Genomic DNA, 16,422 nt, shown 5'->3' with positions numbered 1-16,422 from the left:
ACTGATCGCAGCAACAGTGTGAGCGCCCTGCCAACCCTAACTCCAACCTACAAGAGCCGCGCCATCATGAAGGCATTTTTAATTGACCGTTATGGCAAGAACGCAGGGCGTATCGGCGAGATATCCGAGCCCTCGATGGGCGTTCATGACGTCCTGATTCAAGTACATGCCAGCAGCGTGAACATGTTGGATTCAAAGATCAGAACAGGCGAGTTCAAACTGCTCCTTGCGTATTCACTTCCACTGACACTGGGCAATGACCTGGCCGGGGTCGTGGTCCGGGTAGGTTCAGGGGTCAAACGATTCAAGCCGGGCGATGAAGTTTATGCACGCCCGCCTGAGGAGCGAATCGGGACTTTCGCCGAAATGATTGTAGTGAACGAAAACGCGCTCGCATTGAAACCGGCCAATATAAGCATGGCTGAAGCCGCATCCATTCCCTTGGTCGCCCTGACAGCCTGGCAAGTTCTGGTTGAAACCGCACATTTGAAGAAGGGTCAGAAAGTGTTGATTCACGCTGGCGCCGGGGGCGTCGGCACTCTTGCCATCCAGCTCGCCAAACACCTCGGGGCCTTCGTCGCAACCACCACCAGCACCCCGAATGTCGAGTGGGTGAAAGCGCTTGGGGCGGACGTGGTTATCGACTACAAACAGCAGAACTTCGAAAGCGTCTTGCACGATTACGACGTGGTATTGAACAGTTTGGGTGCAGATATTTTAGAAAAATCGCTCAAGGTTCTGAAACCCGGCGGCCAGCTCATCTCCATTTCAGGACCACCCACGGCGCAGTTCGCACAAGAGCGAGGGACGCCGTGGGCAATCAAGCAAGTCATGCGCCTGTTGAGCTTTGGCATTCGACGCAAGGCGCGCAAGCATGGCATCAGCTATGCGTTCGTATTCATGCAGGCACATGGCGCGCAACTGCAAGAAATCACCAAGCTGGTCGAGTCCGGCGTTCTACGGCCAGTCATTGACCGCACTTACGCACTTGAGTCAACGGCAGAGGCACTGCGCTACATCGAACAGGGCCGATCAAAAGGCAAAGTAGTCATCCAGGTCATCTAGCTGCCCAACTGAACCGGAAACAAGGGCAAGGCACAAGCGCGCAAAAGGCTGGCTAGATGGAATTGGATAATGATAAGTGCGGCATCAATGAATGCATTGAATCAGTCGCAGCCGAAAGACACGAGACAGAACATGCCGGCGAACATCAGGATCAAATGCCACGACTTAACGAAGCGATACCTGCGCGTTCACCAACAAGTAAAGTGCCTGACGACCCTGCTCAACCTGTAATCGTCTGGCGCGGATTGATGCTGCAGCAGTAAAACTACGAAGGATGCAGCCAGTGAGCAACCGCCAGTTGATGCGGGCGATCATGTGGGACAGCGTTCAAATTGCTCTACACGATAAGGAGACCGATTTGAGTACATCTTCAGCCGTCACCATGGGCAAGCGCGCGCTGGTGACAGGCGCATCCAGCGGCATTGGCGCGGCAATCGCACGTGAGCTCGCGACGCTTGGCGTTGATCTCGTGCTCACAGCACGGCGCCGCGACGCACTAGACGCAGTCGCCGCCACTTGCAAAGGCGTGAACGTAGAGATTGTCATCGCAGATCTTGGCCAGCCCGATGCCGCGCGGGCACTTTGGGAGGCCGCAATCGCCAGCGGTCCGATCGATATCCTCGTCAACAACGCCGGATTCGGCTACTTCCGCCGGTTCGACGCGGTCGACTGGGCGCGCGACGCCGAGCTCATCCAAGTCAACATTACCTCGCTCGTCGAGCTTGCGCGGTGCTTCGTCGACGCGCGCAAGGCCAGCACCGGCCCCGCGCACATGGTGAACATCGCGTCGACTGGCGCATACCAGTCAGTGCCAAACATGGCGCTGTACGCGGCCTCGAAAGCGTTCGTGCGCAACTTCAGCGAAGGCCTCCATGACGAGCACCGCGGGACGCCGCTGTCGGTGACCTGCATCTGCCCCGGCGGCACCGAAACCGCGTTCCACGCCACGTCCGGCGGGGGCGACTATTCAAAGATCGCGAATGCGTCGATGAAAAGCGCAGAGTTCGTGGCGCACGCCGCTATCCGCGCGATGCTGCGCGGTAAGCGCACAGTTATCCCAGGCCTGTTCAATAAACTGTCGTGCTTGGGCGTACGCTTCGTTACTCGGCGATTCGCATCGCAGCTGGCGACTCTAGTACTCGGCACACCGCGATTCGTACTTCCGACCCGAGAAGGGACTTGAGAAGCGAGCAACTATCACGTGAACTGAATGTGAGTTCATTCTGGATCGCATGGCGCAAGCCACCGAACCATTGCTGAATAGCTATGGAGCCGCCGGAGGAGTTCGCCGCACTGCTCGTTTGCTCGAAGGTGAGCACCTCCCCTCCAGCCTGAATCGACGCCGCGGTTTCCTCACTCATGGCGGATGTCTGTTCGCAGATCTCACGCACATCACGCCTGCACAATGCCAAGAAGCAGCGCTGAAAAAACCTACGCCATTTCCTCCAGCTCTGCCAAAAGGTCAGGTGGAATGACCAAATGACTCGCCTTTAGATTTTCCTCCAGGTGCTCAACCGAGGATGTGCCGGGAATCAGCAAGATGTTGGGAGCACGCTGTAGCAACCACGCCAATGCTACCTGAATGGGTGAAGTGCCCAAACGCGTCGCAACAGTGGTCAGTGTTTGCGACTGCAGCGGTGTGAAGCCGCCCAGCGGGAAGAACGGCACATAGGCTATTCCTTGAGCGCCAAGCTCGCTAATCAGCAACTCGTCATTGCGGTGGGACAAGTTGTAATGATTCTGCACGCAGACAATATCGGCAATCCCTTGCGCCTGCCTGACTTGCGTGGCGGTGACATTGCTGACGCCGAGGTGGCGGATGAGGCCCTGACGCTGGAGTTCTGCCAGGGCAGTGAACTGCTCTTCGATGGACTCCTCGCCAGGCGAGTGCAAATTGCCCCAGGCCCGGTAATTCACCACTTCCATGACATCGAGCCCCAGATTACGCAGGTTGTCATGCACTGCCTGGACCAGTTCAGCCGGGGTTTGCGCCGGGTTCCAGGAACCATCGGTTCCCCGCTGTGCGCCCACTTTGGTCACGATCACCAAGTCTTCTGCGTAGGGATGCAAGGCTTCCCGAATCAGTTTGTTGGTGACGTGCGGGCCATAGAAGTCAGAGGTATCAATGTGGTTCACCCCCGCCGCCATCGCTGCGCGTAAAACGGAAATCGCCGCCTCGGGGTCTTTGGGAGGTCCGAACACGCCTGGACCGGCTAATTGCATGGCGCCGTAGCCCATACGGTTTACGATCCGGTCGCCCAGTAAAAAAGTATCGGCCTGGCTTGAATGGCTCATTTCGTGTGCGTCCTTCAATGTGTGTTGGGTCACTATAGGCATTGACGACTGCACTGATAATCAGCTGCAATCTGCACGGGCCGTACGGGTGAGCGAACAATGGCGACTGATATTCAGGACTTGTTGGCCTTCGTGGCCGTGGTGAAGGCTGGTGGATTTCGCGAGGGTTCACGGTCAAGCGGCCGATCGGCTTCAAGCCTCAGCGATGCTGTGCGGCGCATTGAAGCTCGCTTGGGTGTACGTCTGCTTAACAGGACGACCCGCAGCGTAGTGCCGACCGAGGCCGGAGCACGCTTGATGGAGCGTATTGTTCCTGCACTTGGCGAAGTCGAGTCGGCACTGGATGTGGTCAACGATTTCCGCGACCGTCCCTCAGGCACACTGAGGCTCAACGTTCCCATCAGCGCGGCACGCTTGGTGTTGCCGAAGATCATTACGCCTTTTTTACAAACCTATCCTGATATCTGTCTCGAGGTCGTTGCCGAAGAGAGCTTCGTCGACATGCTCGCGGCCGGGTGTGACGCAGGCATTCGCTACGACGACCGCCTGGAGCAGGACATGATTGCCGTCCCTATCGGCCCACGATTTCAGCGCTTCGCCACTGCGGCATCACCGTCCTACCTGAACGCCAGAGGGCGCCCCGAGCACCCGCGAGACCTGCTCGATCATGCCTGCCTGCGCGGCAAGTTCCCCAGTGGTGCCATGCCGCTCTGGGAGTATGAGCGTGATGGCGAACTTGTCCGCATCGACCCGACGGGCCCATTGATCGTCAGGATTGGAGGTGCGGTAGATCTCGCCGTACAGGCCGCTATCGATGGCTTGGGGATTGTTTATCTGTTCGAGGACTGGTTACAACCTCACCTGGAAAGCGGTGCGCTTGAACGGGTGCTCGAGCCCTGGTGGCAGCGCTTTACCGGACCGTTTCTTTATTATCCAGGACGCCGATACCTGCCCTCTCCGCTCAGGGCATTTGTGGACTTTATTCATTCAGAACCTTGGGCTGACTGAAGCGATTAGAACAACAACCCCAACGCCGCCAGCATGCACTAGACGCTTATCGAGACGGCCGCCATGGACGTCTCTTTGTTTGTGCTGTTGACATGTCGTCCAATCGGACCGACCTTTGCACTCCCCGCAACACAGATTTGTCATCACGCCGATTGATAGCCCCCTAACGAAAGGTGCATGCTAGAGGGCTCGCCCGGCGCTTATATCATTCCGAATGATAGTTACCTTTGCCTCATTCGATTCGTGCGATACAGCCCTGCCGAGCATCATCCGTCCATTCTCAATACATTGGCGGATGCATCCATGGAACAGTCACTCAAACATTTGCGCTTCCCGTTGGCCTTGTTGGCCGTGCTGGTGATGAGCGCTTGCGGCAAGGCTCCTGAGACCGCCGCCACCATGCCCGCGGCCAAGGTCAGCGTGGCCAAGGTGCTGGAGCAACCTGTCAACGAGTGGGACGAATTCACCGGGCGCCTTGAAGCGCCAGAAACCGTAGAAATTCGTCCACGAGTCTCCGGCCAGATCGATGAAGTCGCTTTCACTGAAGGCGCACTGGTCAAGAAAGGCGACTTGCTGTTCCAGATCGACCCCCGCCCATTCCAGGCTGAAGTCCGCCGCCTCGAAGCGCTGGTCGCCCAATCCCGTGCCAACGCCACTCGCAGCGAAAATGAAGCTCAGCGCGGTGAACGTCTGCGCACCAGCAACGCGATCTCCGCCGAATTGGCCGACTCGCGCACCAGCGCTTCCCAGGAAGCTCGCGCAGGAGTTGGCGCCCTCCAGGCTCAACTGGATCTGGCCAAACTGAACCTGAGCTTCACCCGCGTAACGTCGCCAATCAGCGGTCGCGTCAGCCGTGCGGAAATCACCGCCGGCAACCTGGTGACCGCCGATACCACCGCGCTCACCAGCGTAGTGTCCACCGACAAGGTCTACGCCTACTTCGACGCTGACGAGCGTGTATTCCTCAAATACACCCAACTCGCTCGTCAAGGTAAACGCGGCGCGACCACTCCGGTTTACCTCGGTCTGTCCAACGAAGACGGCAACCCACACCAGGGCGTGATGAACTTCGTCGACAACCAGGTCAACCCGAAGACCGGCACCATCCGCGGTCGTGCAGTGTTCGATAACAGTGACGGCGCCTACACCCCGGGCCTTTATGCGCGCCTGAAACTGGTCGGCAGCGGCACCTACTCCGCCGTGCTGATCAATGACGAAGCCGTTGGCACCGACCTTGGTAAAAAGTTTGTACTGGTCATCGATGGCGACAACAAGACCGCCTACCGCTCGGTTGAACTGGGTCCGAAGATCGAAGGCTTGCGCATTGTGCGCAGCGGCCTGAACAAGGACGACACCGTCATCGTCAAGGGCCTGCAACGGGTTCGCCCTGGTTCGCCAGTCACTCCTGAAGTGATCCCGATGGCGACCAAGGAAACCCTCGCCGCTCTGGCTCAACAACGACAAGCGCTGGAAGCCAGCAACCTGCCTCAAGTCGCGCCTGCCAAGGTCGCGCCAGGTACGGTTGTGAAACTGGCTGCTGCGACTCCACGCGGTTAAGGGACGACAACTCCGATGAATTTTTCCCAATTCTTCATTTCACGGCCGATCTTTGCAGCGGTACTGTCGCTGCTGATCCTGATCGCCGGCGCCATCTCGCTGTTCCAGTTGCCGATCAGCGAATACCCGGAAGTGGTTCCGCCGACTGTTGTAGTCCGTGCCAACTTCCCGGGTGCCAACCCTAAAGTCATCGGTGAAACCGTGGCCGCTCCACTGGAGCAAGCCATCACCGGCGTCGAGAACATGCTGTACATGTCCTCGCAGTCCACCGCCGACGGCAAGATCACCCTGACCATCACCTTCGCCCTGGGCACTGACCTGGACAACGCGCAGGTACAGGTTCAGAACCGTGTGACCCGGACCGAGCCGAAGCTTCCAGAAGAAGTGACGCGCATTGGTATCACCGTGGACAAGGCCTCTCCGGACCTGACCATGGTGGTCCACTTGACCTCGCCGGACAAACGCTACGACATGCTCTACCTGTCCAACTACGCCTTGCTCAACATCAAGGATGAGCTGGCGCGTCTGGGCGGTGTCGGTGATGTACAGCTGTTCGGTATGGGCGACTACTCCCTGCGGGTATGGCTCGATCCAAACAAGACCGCTTCGCGCAACCTGACTGCCACCGATGTGGTCAACGCCATTCGCGAGCAGAACCGTCAGGTCGCGGCCGGTGCCTTGGGCGCGCCTCCTGCGCCGAATGCCACGAGCTTCCAGTTGTCGGTCAACACTCAAGGGCGCCTGGTTTCCGAGGAAGAGTTCGAGAACATCATCATTCGCTCCGGCGACAACGGTGAAATCACTCGCCTCAAAGACATCGCTCGCGTTGAACTGGGTTCCAGCCAATACGCCTTGCGTTCCTTGCTGAACAACCAGCCTGCGGTAGCGATCCCGATCTTCCAGCGCCCAGGCTCCAACGCAATCCAGATCTCTAACGAAGTTCGCGACAAGATGGCCGAACTGAAGAAGAGCTTCCCGGAAGGCATGGACTTCAGCATCGTCTATGACCCAACGATCTTCGTGCGCGGTTCCATCGAGGCGGTGGTTCACACCCTGTTCGAAGCACTGATCCTCGTTGTTCTGGTAGTAATCCTGTTCCTGCAAACCTGGCGCGCCTCGATCATTCCATTGGTGGCGGTGCCGGTTTCGTTGATCGGTACGTTTGCGGTGATGCACCTGTTCGGCTTCTCGCTGAACGCCCTCTCACTGTTCGGCCTGGTATTGGCCATCGGTATCGTGGTGGACGACGCCATCGTGGTGGTGGAGAACGTTGAGCGAAACATCGAGCTTGGGCTAACGCCTGTCGAAGCCACCAAACGCGCCATGCGTGAAGTGACCGGCCCGATCATCGCCACGGCACTGGTGTTGTGTGCGGTGTTTATCCCGGCTGCGTTTATCTCCGGGTTGACCGGGCAGTTCTACAAGCAGTTCGCCCTGACCATCGCGATTTCGACCGTGATCTCGGCCTTCAACTCGCTGACCCTGTCGCCAGCATTGGCTGCGGTGTTGCTCAAGAGCCACGACGCGCCGAAAGACCGCTTCTCCAAGGTGCTCGACAAGATCTTCGGTGGCTGGTTGTTCCGTCCGTTCAACCGCTTCTTTGAAAAGGCCAGTCATGGCTACGTCGGCACGGTCGGCCGGGTTATCCGCAGCAGCGGTATCGCCCTGCTCTTGTACGCTGGCCTGATGGTGCTGACCTTCTTCGGTTTCGCCAATACCCCGACCGGTTTCGTACCTGGCCAGGACAAGCAATACCTGGTGGCCTTCGCACAATTGCCGGATGCCTCGAGCCTGGACCGTACCGAAGACGTGATCAAACGCATGTCCGACCTAGCCTTGAAACAGCCCGGCGTGGAAAGTGCGGTGGCCTTCCCTGGTCTGTCGATCAACGGCTTCACCAACAGCCCGAACGCCGGCATCGTGTTCGTGACCCTGAAACCGTTCGACGAGCGTAAAGACCCAAGCATGTCCGCCGGTGCAATTGCCGGTGCATTGAACGGCAAGTTCGCCGGGATCGAAGAAGCCTACATGGCGATCTTCCCGCCGCCGCCGGTACAAGGCCTGGGCACTATCGGTGGTTTCCGCCTGCAGATCGAAGACCGGGGCAACCTGGGCTACGACGAGCTGTACAAAGAAACCATGAACATCATTACCAAGAGCCACAACGTGCCGGAACTGGCCGCCCTGTTCACCAGCTACACCGTGAACGTGCCGCAGGTCGATGCCGCTATCGACCGTGAGAAAGCCAAGACCCACGGCGTGGCCGTCAGCGACATCTTCGACACCCTGCAGATCTACCTGGGTTCGCTGTATGCCAACGACTTCAACCGCTTCGGCCGTACCTACCAGGTCAACGTTCAGGCCGAGCAACAGTTCCGCCTTGAGCCAGACCAGATCGGTCAGCTGAAAGTGCGTAACAACAAAGGCGAGATGATCCCGCTGGCGACCTTCATCAAGGTCAGCGACACCTCGGGCCCGGACCGCGTGATGCACTACAACGGCTTCATCACCGCTGAAATCAACGGTGCGGCAGCTCCAGGCTACAGCTCCGGCCAGGCTCAGAAAGCCATCGAGAAACTGCTCAAGGATGAACTTCCGAACGGCATGACCTACGAATGGACCGACCTGACCTACCAGCAGATTCTGTCCGGCAACACCGCGCTGTTCGTGTTCCCGCTCTGCGTACTGCTGGCGTTCCTGGTGCTCGCGGCTCAATACGAAAGCTGGAGCCTGCCACTGGCGGTGATCCTGATCGTACCGATGACGCTGCTGTCGGCCATTACTGGTGTGATTGCTTCGGGAGGCGACAACAACATCTTCACCCAGATCGGCTTGATCGTACTGGTGGGGCTTGCCTGTAAGAACGCGATTCTGATCGTCGAGTTTGCCAAGGATAAACAGCAGGAAGGCCTCGGCCCACTGGCTGCGGTACTGGAAGCTTGCCGTCTGCGTCTGCGGCCGATCCTGATGACCTCCTTCGCGTTCATCATGGGTGTTGTGCCACTGGTGTTCTCCAGCGGTGCCGGTGCCGAAATGCGTCATGCCATGGGTGTGGCGGTGTTCTCCGGGATGCTCGGGGTGACCTTCTTCGGTCTGTTGCTGACGCCAGTGTTCTACGTATTGATTCGTAACTTTGTGGAGCGCGGTGAAGCGCGTAAAGCGGCCAAGGCCCTGAAACTGGAGTCGCAACAATGAGCCTGAAAGCCTTCCTGCCGAGTTTGCTGGTACTGGCCCTGAGCGCCTGTGCCGTTGGCCCGGACTACAAAACCCCAGCCGCGGAGCCGGCCAACATCACGGCCGTCACCGATGGCGCCAGCGGTCAGAAGAACTATGACCGCTCGCGTTTCGAAGGCATCTGGTGGCAACAGTTTGAAGACCCGACCCTCAACCAGTTGGTGATGCAATCGTTGCAAGGCAACCGCGATCTGCGGGTCGCTTTCGCCCGCTGGAAAGCCGCGCGAGCGATTCGCGATGACGCCAGCAACGATGCGATGCCGACCATCACCAGCCGCGCCAGCAGTGACCTGGCCAAGGGACAAATCCCTGGCCAGACCACCAAACGGGTCAATAGCGAACGCTATGACCTGGGCCTGGACATGGCATGGGAAATCGACCTGTTCGGCCGCATCCAGCGCAACCTGGAATCGGCCGACGCCGAGCAGCAGGCCGCCGAAGCGGATCTGTACCAACTGCAAGTCACCATGATTGCCGAACTGGTAGACGCCTACGGTCAACTGCGCGGCGCGCAACTGCGGGAAAAGATTGCGCTGGCCAACCTGAAGAACCAGCAGGAATCGAGCAAGATCACCGTCAGCCTGCGTGATGCCGGCGTCGGCGATCAGCTCGATGTGGTCCGCGCCGATGCGCGCCTGGCGTCTGTCGAAGCCAGCGTGCCGCAACTGCAGGCCGAACAGGCTCGGCAGAAAAACCGTATCGCCACCCTGCTGGGTGAACGTCCGGACAAACTGACCGTCGACTTGAGCCCGAAAGATCTGCCAGCCATCGCCAAGGCCCTGCCGATTGGTGATCCGGGTGAACTGCTGCAACGTCGTCCGGACATCCTCAGCGCTGAGCGCAAGCTGGCTTCCGCCACCGCCCGTATCGGCGTGGCCAAGGCTGATTTGTTCCCGCGGGTCAGCCTCAGCGGCTTCCTCGGCTTTACCGCCGGGCGTGGTTCGCAGATCGGTTCCTCGGCAGCCAATGCCTGGGCGCTGGGCCCAAGCATCACCTGGGCTGCATTTGATCTGGGCAGCGTTCGGGCCCGTTTGCGCGGTGCCGACGCCGATGCCGAAGGCGCCCTGGCGACCTATGAGCAACAAGTGCTGCTGGCCCTGGAAGAATCGGAAAACGCCTTCAGCGATTACGGCAAGCGTCAACAACGGTTGATTTCGTTGATTCGTCAGAGCGAATCCAGCCGCGCGGCTGCCGACCTGGCGGAAATTCGCTACCGCGAAGGCACGGCGGACTTCCTTGTCCTGCTTGATGCCCAGCGTGAACGTCTGGCGGCCGAAGATACTCAGGCCCAGGCCGAAGTGGATCTGTATCGCGGCATCGTCGCGATCTACAAGGCCCTCGGTGGCGGTTGGCAACCGGAGACGGTGGCCAGCAAGTAAGCAACAGTTTTAAAGAGCTCCTTTGGTTGGCCGCAACCAACCAAATTTTTTAGCCCCGCGTCTCATTCGGTCGCGGGGCTTTTTTTTGCCTGCTGAAAACACCTGTCTCCTGTAGGAGCGAAGCTTGTGTGGCGAGGGGGCTTGCCCCCGTTGGGGCGCGAAGCGGCCCTAAAACCTGCAACTGCGATCTCTCAGGTACACCGACTGAAAGGTTTTACGACTGCTTTGCAGTCGAACGGGGGCAAGCCCCCTCGCCACACAAGCTTCGCTCCTACAAGGGTTTAGCGGTGTTCTTCGGATTTGTGGTTTTCCATCACGGTTACCGTAGCGGTGGTACCCGCGCGCAACCGGTTCTTGGCGGCATAGTCCGCATCAATCTGTATTCGCACCGGAACCCGTTGCGCCAATTTGACCCACGTATAACTGGGGTTGATGCTGGCCAGCAGACGGCTGCCGGGGGCGTTCTCCCGGTCAGCGATGGCGAAGGCAATGCTTTGCACCGTGCCGCCGAAGGTTTCGCCGCTCATTAATTCAATTCGGACCCGATCGCCCTCCTCGATTCGCGGCAATTTGGTTTCTTCAAAGTAACCGCTGACATAGAACGAGTCGCTGTCCACCAGCGCCAGCAACGCGCCGCCGGCCGTGGCGTAATCACCCTGACGGGTCAAAAGGTTGGTGACGTAGCCACTGACCGGCGCCTCAACCCGGGTGCGCTGCAAGTCGAGTTCGGCTTGGGTCAACGCGGCGATCGCCAATTGCACATTGGCCTGGGCCAGCCTGAGGTTGGCCTGGTTGCGCAATAACTCGGCCTGGGCCACTGCGACTTCGGTGCTGGATTTTTCCCATTCCTCGCCAGAGACGGCGAAGCGTTGTTTAAGCGTGCGCCGCCGCTGCTCCTCGCTCTGACGCTGCTTGAGCAAGGCTTCGCTGGAAACAATCGATGCCTGGGATTGACCGAGGGTCGCTTTCGACACTTCCACAGAACGTTTGGCCCTCTCCACCGCCAGGCTGTAGCGCGCCGGATCGATCTCCAGCAATAGCTGGCCTTTCTCCACATGCTGGTTGTCCTGCACGTTCAAAGTGACGATGCGCCCCGCGACGTCGGCAGACAACGTCACCACATCCGCACGCACCCGGGCATCACGAGTCCAGGGCGCGCGGGTGTAATGCTCCCAGGCAAACCAGCCGAGGATGAAAGCCAGCAACACCACCGCGACAGTCGCGAGTCGGGCAAGGATCTTCTTCAAGGCATCAGGCTCCCATGACCAGAATCAGCGTGGCGCAAACGCAGGCATACAACGCCCCCTCGAACAGCGCTTCATGCCAGACGAAACGCAACACGCCCAAGCGCCGCAGAAGCCAGTCCAGCAGCAGGAAAATCGGCAAGGCCAGTAACAAGGCCTGGGCAATCGGCGGCAGATAGACCCCGCCTACTTCCAGATCAATGGGCAAGGGCCGGTACTCCTTCTGCGTCTGCGGGTTGAAAGTAGTCGCGGTAACGTTGCAGGAACGACACCACAATCAGCAACGCGACGCGCATCCGGAATACTGACCACAGGTGCTCATGAACATCCACATGCAGGTCATCCATTTCATCCCCCAGAGTGCGCAGGTTGGCGAGCAATCGTTGAAGGTCAATTCCGGGTCGCCCGGCAATCAACCTCCCCGTTTCACGAACGGCACCTAATAGACGGTTTTGTTGATCGGTAGTGAGCAAGGTGTTGTTTTGCCCTTGTTGCCTGAGCTGGTTCAAGGCAACCCCCAGCGCCATGCAGCCGAGGCTGACTTCAAACAACTCGCTGGAACGCCGGTCATTAATCGCAGGCAGCAAGCCGAGCATCATGGTCAAGCGATCGACCATGCGGCTTTCAAAGGCAAACTGTTGCTCATCGGTGGCCGGCGTCTTCATCAAGGCGTAGACCTGCTCGCAGTTCTCATTGAACAACCGACGCATCCGCAGCACGGGCCTGAACGGGAAGATCAGCGCGTAGACACTCAACGCGAGAACGGTGGCGCAGGTATAAGCGGCGGCAAACTCGAACCACTGGATCGCACTGTTCTGGCCAATCCCGATGTTTTGCGGCCCCAACAGTAGAAATGTAGAGAGTCCAAGGCCAATGGCGGTGCCGGTGGTGGGCGGCGTGGTCAGACCGACTGCCACGGCGTACAGCAACGGCGCCAACAGCAACGCGAGCAATTCGAAGTTACTGATCATTGGGAATAGCAGAAACAGATAGAGCGCCGAAGCCAGTAACGCCAGCACCAGCCCTCTCGCATAAGCCTGGGCAGCAAGCAGCGGTCGCGGGAACGTCGCCATCAAGGAGCAAAGAATGCCCACCAGCACCATCCCACCGCGGGCGCCGTCCCAACCGGTTTCGACCCAGATCAGGCCAGCGACTACCAAAGCAGTAAATGCGCGGATGGCATTCATCGCCGCCAGGGTGAAATCCAGGTGCAGCGGGTTTTCCTGTCCGCGAAACACGCAGCTCGCTTCGCGTCCCTCCTGTATCGCGTCGCTCAGTTCCAGAATCTGTTCCAGTTGTTGTAGCAACCGGGCCTGCTCCCAACGCAATGCCCAGGCGAGCGAGCGCAAGGTAGCGGTCATGGTCTCGGTGAGTTGTTCGGCTTTGTAGGCCTGGTTATCAAATTGCTGTTGCAACGCGACGAAACGCTGGCGAGCCTCGGGTGACAATGAGCGCCCCCGCACAGCCAGTTCGTCGAGGAAGGCCAGCTCTTCGGCGCGCAAAAGCTGTATGTCTTCGGGCAACGCACCTTGCCAGCGTTCGGCCAACAACTCTCGTTGGTGACGCAAAGCGGTCAGCCGCGAAGTCAGCAGCACCAGTTGATTGCCCAGCAACTGCACCAGGCTGTTGGAACTGCGCAGTCGTGGCGCGTCGAAATACAAATGACGACGCAACCCTTCCAGCGCACTGATCTCACCTAACAATTGCATCTGTCGACGGTGGAAATCGGCTTCGCTTTCTTCGGTGCGAATCACTGCGGCGGCGTGGGTCGCGAGCAGCTTGATCACTTGATCGACCTTGGCAAAATAGTTGCGGGCCACCGTCTCCGGCCGTGCGGTCAATAAGCTGACCACGCACACACAGGCGACCGCCAACAAGGTTTCGGTCACACGGGTGACGGCCAGCAAGAACGTGCCGTCCTGATCCGGCACCGACAGCAGCGCGACGACCACTGCGGTGTAACCGCTGAGCACAAATGCCTGGGAGCTGGTGTAGCGCAACAAGGTGCCCCCGGCGGTACACAGCGCCAACCACAAGGCCAGGGTGATGATGAACGGCAACGGTGCCTGGGGGAAAATCGCCATGATCAGCACCGCAACCGCCGCTCCCAGAGTGGTGCCGATAACCTGACCGAAGCTGCGGGCCAGGGCCATACCGCCCAGTGGCTGGCTAACAATGACCACCGCCATGATCGACCACTTGGGCTGGTCGAGGTCGAACAGGAACGCCAGATAAAGCGTCAACAACCCGGCCGCGATGGTTCTCAAGGCAAACAGCAACACCCCAAAGCCTGGGTTGAGCAACATCCTGAAGTATTGAAGCAGCGGTTGCATGGGCACACTCATCGAGTCATCTCCAGCAAGCGTAGTCACTGCTTCAGGACCTCGACAGGTTTCAAAGTCGACAGCGGTAGTAGGCAAATTCACTGATGACTCGGTCGCTACCGATAGATGTGATCGATGACTCCGTCAGCCACAGCGATTGGACAGACACACACCTTCCCCCTAGGCTTGAATCGCTGCGAAAGCGTCACTCGATAAAAGCCTCCCGATGATCGTACGTTCCAAGCCGAACCTGATCGGCATCCTGTTTTCCTTGAAAGGCTCGATTGCCAAGCGCATTGCCTTGCGCAGCCTGTTGGTGACGCTGCTCGCGTCGGTGATCGTGCTGGTGGAAACCTGGCACCCGGCTTATTTCTCCAAGGTCAACGCCACGCCGTTCACCCTGTTGGGGTTGTCGCTGTCGATCTTCATGAGCTTTCGTAACAACGCGTGTTATGACCGTTGGTGGGAAGGCCGAAAGCAATTGGGCCAGTTGATCATCGAGGTGCGCTCGCTGATCCGCCAGACCCAAGGCCTGATGGACGCCGACGAGCGCGAACTGCTGTTGTGCGAACTCTGCGGTTTCGCCCATGGCCTGATCGCTCGCCTGCGCCTTGAAAGTGAGCAGCACGCCATCGCGCCCTGGACCCTTGATCCCATCGACCCTCAGCATCCGAATATCCCCGACGCCTTGTTGCAACGCATCGGCGCTCGCTGTTCGGAGCTTGCCGAGCTTGGGCGGATCAGTGAATGGCGCTACACCCAACTGGAGACCCGACTGGTCAGCCTGAGTCAGGTCCAGGCCAGTTGCGAACGAATCAAAAGCACGCCACTGCCCTTCCCTTACACCTTATTGCTACACCGCACCATTTACCTGTTTTGCATCTTGTTGCCGTTTGCCATGGCCGAACCGCTGGGTTGGCTGACGCCGGTGTTCACCGCCATCGTCAGTTACACCTTTTTTGGTCTCGACGAGATCGGCGACGACCTGGAAGACCCGTTTGGCTTCGACGAGAACGATTTGCCGTGTAACGCGATATTGCGCACCCTGGAGCGCGAAGTGCTGGCCGCATTGGGCCAAACCGATTTGCCGCCGCTCCTGGAACCCATCGAGTACGTTTTGAACTGAGCCAGGGTTTGACTCAACGCCGCGCCTGACCGAAGCTGGCGTCTTTGCAAAAGCTCGCCAGCTCCCGGATTCCTGCATGCCTCAGTCCCGCCGCTACCTGCTTATCAGCCTCTGCGTCCTGTTTTTCATTGCTCTCGCCTGGTTTTTCCTGCGCAGCACCACGCCCGTGGTGCCGGAGGCGATCAAACATGGCTACAGCGAAGCGCTGGCTCAGGCGCGCGCCGGTCAACCGGGCGCGGCGCGGGTTCTGTATCAGCAATTGGCTCGTCCCGACTTATCGGCCAGACGTCGCATCTGGCTACTCACCGAACTGCCAAACTACCCCAGCCCACAAGCCTTGAAACTGGCCGGCACCGATTTGCAAAACCCTTCGGTGGATGTCCGCGTGGCAGCGATCAAAAGCGTTGTCGGTCTGGTTCCCAGCGGGCAGCGCAGCCTGTTGCTCGGCCCTTTGCTGGATGACAGTGATCAGACCGTGCGCTTTGCCGCCGTCAACGCGCTGTTGGGCCTGTCGCCGGATGATCTGGGCTTGTATTTCGGGCCATTGCAGCAGGCCATCGATGCCTGGGAGCTGGTCCTCAAGTCCGAACCTGAAAGCGCCAACACTCATTACCAACTGGCGCGGCTGCACTTGCACAATGCTGAGTTGAAAGAAGCGCAACTGGCGCTGGAGCGCACCTTGCAGCTCGAACCCGGCAACCTGCCGGCGCTGGTCATGCAGATCGAAGTGCTGGACAAGCAAGGACAGAGCGATGCAGCCCGTCAGTTGCTGGCCAAGCAGTTACAGACCCAGCCAGATTCGGCCTATCTGCAACATGCCCTGGGCCTCTGGTTGTTGCACCACGGGCAAAGTGAATTCGCCGTGCTCGGCCTCTCGAAAGCGGTTGAGCTGGAGCCGGACAACAAGGATTACCGCTACGACCTGGCCACCACGCTGCACAGTGAAGAAGAGCTGGAAGCGGCGCAGAAGCAGCTGCAGGAAATCGTCCAGCGCCATCCTGCCGACCGTAAGGCGCGGGTATTGCTGATCAATTACTGGACCGAAAGCGGGCAGTTGCAAAATGTGCAGATTCTGCTCGCGCAGTTGGAACAAATGAACCCGGATGATCCGGCGTTGCAGCAAGGGCTTTAAAAGATCGCAGGCTTCGCCAGCTCCTACACCGATCGCGTCGCGTTAGGGTATCGCGGTA

Annotated in this window: 13 protein-coding genes; 9 read left to right on the top strand and 4 right to left on the bottom strand. The window is 59.0% G+C overall.

The genetic code is table 11. The annotated features are described in order from the left end of the window. Positions 1 to 66 precede the first annotated feature (66 nt). From ACWIKB_RS04240 to ACWIKB_RS04230, 3 genes are read left to right on the top strand one after another with little or no spacing between them, the layout of a single operon-like run. A complete protein-coding gene (locus ACWIKB_RS04240; RefSeq protein ID WP_475265470.1) occupies positions 67 to 1,065 on the top strand; it encodes an NADP-dependent oxidoreductase in 999 nt (332 codons plus the stop codon). A gap of 56 nt (positions 1,066 to 1,121) precedes the next feature. Next, entirely contained in the window at positions 1,122 to 1,328 is a 207-nt protein-coding gene (locus ACWIKB_RS04235) for a hypothetical protein (RefSeq protein ID WP_475265469.1), read from the top strand. A gap of 20 nt (positions 1,329 to 1,348) precedes the next feature. Beyond that, entirely contained in the window at positions 1,349 to 2,248 is a 900-nt protein-coding gene (locus ACWIKB_RS04230) for an SDR family NAD(P)-dependent oxidoreductase (RefSeq protein ID WP_475265468.1), read from the top strand. A gap of 248 nt (positions 2,249 to 2,496) precedes the next feature. Here the strand turns inward: ACWIKB_RS04230 and ACWIKB_RS04225 are convergent, their stop codons facing one another. Beyond that, complete coding sequence (locus ACWIKB_RS04225) at positions 2,497 to 3,360, bottom strand: aldo/keto reductase family oxidoreductase (protein ID WP_475265467.1); 864 nt, start codon at positions 3,358 to 3,360, stop codon at positions 2,497 to 2,499. A gap of 99 nt (positions 3,361 to 3,459) precedes the next feature. On the opposite strand from ACWIKB_RS04225, the gene ACWIKB_RS04220 reads away from it, so the two are divergent. The 4 genes from ACWIKB_RS04220 to ACWIKB_RS04205 all read left to right on the top strand — a co-directional run bounded on the left by ACWIKB_RS04220 (position 3,460) and on the right by ACWIKB_RS04205 (position 10,538). Further along, a complete protein-coding gene (locus ACWIKB_RS04220) occupies positions 3,460 to 4,368 on the top strand; it encodes a LysR family transcriptional regulator (RefSeq protein WP_475265466.1) in 909 nt (302 codons plus the stop codon). Positions 4,369 to 4,671: 303 nt separating this feature from the next. Further along, positions 4,672 to 5,925 carry a multidrug efflux RND transporter periplasmic adaptor subunit MexE gene (mexE, locus tag ACWIKB_RS04215; RefSeq protein WP_475265465.1) on the top strand — a complete coding sequence of 418 codons (1,254 nt, stop codon included), beginning with the start codon at positions 4,672 to 4,674 and terminating at the stop codon, positions 5,923 to 5,925. Positions 5,926 to 5,940: 15 nt separating this feature from the next. Beyond that, on the top strand, positions 5,941 to 9,120 hold the full coding sequence (locus tag ACWIKB_RS04210; RefSeq protein WP_475265464.1) for an efflux RND transporter permease subunit: 3,180 nt from the start codon (positions 5,941 to 5,943) through the stop codon (positions 9,118 to 9,120). Next, positions 9,117 to 10,538 carry an efflux transporter outer membrane subunit gene (locus ACWIKB_RS04205; RefSeq protein ID WP_475265463.1) on the top strand — a complete coding sequence of 474 codons (1,422 nt, stop codon included), beginning with the start codon at positions 9,117 to 9,119 and terminating at the stop codon, positions 10,536 to 10,538. Before ACWIKB_RS04210 ends, ACWIKB_RS04205 begins: the two co-directional genes overlap by 4 nt. 281 nt (positions 10,539 to 10,819) lie before the next feature. Here ACWIKB_RS04205 and ACWIKB_RS04200 read toward each other — a convergent pair whose 3' ends face one another. Genes ACWIKB_RS04200 through ACWIKB_RS04190 form a run of 3 tightly spaced genes read right to left on the bottom strand, consistent with a single transcriptional unit; the run spans position 10,820 to position 14,127 of the window. After that, positions 10,820 to 11,785: an efflux RND transporter periplasmic adaptor subunit gene (locus tag ACWIKB_RS04200; RefSeq protein WP_475265462.1), complete on the bottom strand. Its 966-nt coding sequence runs from the start codon at positions 11,783 to 11,785 to the stop codon at positions 10,820 to 10,822. 4 nt (positions 11,786 to 11,789) lie between these two features. Next, positions 11,790 to 11,990, bottom strand: coding sequence for a DUF1656 domain-containing protein (locus ACWIKB_RS04195; RefSeq protein ID WP_054046186.1), 201 nt, complete (start codon positions 11,988 to 11,990; stop codon positions 11,790 to 11,792). Continuing rightward, positions 11,980 to 14,127 carry an FUSC family protein gene (locus ACWIKB_RS04190; protein WP_475265461.1) on the bottom strand — a complete coding sequence of 716 codons (2,148 nt, stop codon included), beginning with the start codon at positions 14,125 to 14,127 and terminating at the stop codon, positions 11,980 to 11,982. The genes ACWIKB_RS04195 and ACWIKB_RS04190 overlap by 11 nt, the downstream gene beginning before the upstream one ends. 205 nt (positions 14,128 to 14,332) lie before the next feature. Here ACWIKB_RS04190 and ACWIKB_RS04185 point away from each other — a divergent pair, with 205 nt between their 5' ends. Both ACWIKB_RS04185 and ACWIKB_RS04180 read left to right on the top strand, forming a co-directional pair. Further along, positions 14,333 to 15,232: a bestrophin family protein gene (locus ACWIKB_RS04185; RefSeq protein ID WP_475265460.1), complete on the top strand. Its 900-nt coding sequence runs from the start codon at positions 14,333 to 14,335 to the stop codon at positions 15,230 to 15,232. 76 nt (positions 15,233 to 15,308) lie between these two features. Continuing rightward, positions 15,309 to 16,364 (top strand): tetratricopeptide repeat protein, encoded by a 1,056-nt coding sequence (locus ACWIKB_RS04180; protein ID WP_475265459.1) that lies wholly within the window; start codon positions 15,309 to 15,311, stop codon positions 16,362 to 16,364. The last annotated feature ends 58 nt before the right edge of the window (positions 16,365 to 16,422 follow it).

Source organism: Pseudomonas sp. 5Vm1k (genome assembly GCF_056161485.1).
This window is presented reverse-complemented; position numbering and strand designations above follow the sequence as displayed.